Source organism: Pseudomonas sp. CM25 (assembly GCF_013179705.1).
Lineage (GTDB): Bacteria > Pseudomonadota > Gammaproteobacteria > Pseudomonadales > Pseudomonadaceae > Aquipseudomonas.
The window spans coordinates 1-1,056 of sequence record NZ_JABMCW010000674.1 but is presented as its reverse complement, the minus strand read 5'-3'; the positions used below and the strand labels follow the sequence as shown (position 1 = coordinate 1,056).

Annotated in this window: 1 pseudogene; it reads right to left on the bottom strand. The window is 55.9% G+C overall.

The features are described 5' to 3' along the window. Positions 1-1,056, bottom strand: a pseudogene (locus HP546_RS30585) (class I SAM-dependent DNA methyltransferase); the annotation flags it as partial.

The window sequence follows — 1,056 nt, the reverse complement described above, 5'->3', positions numbered from 1 at the left end:
CTCAAAAATGGCCCAAGCCACCCGGTAGTCTTCTTCCCGATCAGGTTTAAAGAACGGGGCGTAGTAAGTGATTGTGGTTTCCCAGGGACCATTAGGCAGGGTGTCGTCCTGATAGGTTTTGCGTACAACACCTTGGGTCAAGTGCTGGATATCCTCCCAGCCGAGGGCGATGTCGTTAGCATTGAAGGCCGGAGATTCGACCGAGTAGTGGGTGCCTTCGACCAAGTCACTTTTACGAGATTTTCTAGGCAAGCCGACACCGACCAGCCCTTTGCTGGGCGTGAAGACGATGCGGCCGGTCTGGTCATACCAGGTATCGGCTTCGTACTGGCGCATGACCGGGAACTGCACCCGGTAGATTGTGAGCAGCTCTTCCAGGGTCAGGCTGAACGCTTGGGCGACAAGAACATCGATTTCTATCAATGCCTGACGGCGGGCGTAGTCAGTGCGCAACGCGTCATGGCGCTGCCACTCGGGGGTGAGTTTGGCAAAGAAATCCTGCGGCAGCGCGGTAAAGGGCTCGCGAATGGCCCAGCATTGCTGGCGGAAACCGCCTTGCCAATTGGACTTCCAGAGGTCAGCGTAGTGGTTGGTGACACAATGAAGCGAGAGAACACGAGAGGCAATCGAAGGTAGCAGTTCCACCAGAGGCAGCGCAGCCCATGTCGCCATCAAATTACTTCGGCCAGTGGACTTCACATAAAAATCACCGAGAATTGAGATGGTTGTCGCGGCCTGACGGAGCAGTAAATCCTGCGATTTAAAACTAGTCGTTTGAACACCATGGATGTGTGCCGCTCCAGGCATCACGACCATGGAAATCATGGTGCGCTCACCGGACTGAGACAGCATCCCACGATAAGCCAGACGATAATACTCCGTCACTAACCGCTCCCTATGCTCACCCTCCTCAACCCAATTTACGCGCGGGGTACGGTCGCGGTAGGTGACGGAGTCACAGGCGGGGAGGTAGTTGGTACGCGGCAAGTAGTCATCAGGCAGAGTAACCAGATCGAGCTTGTCGTAGGCCTTGTTGGTGTCGCACACCGCCCGAGG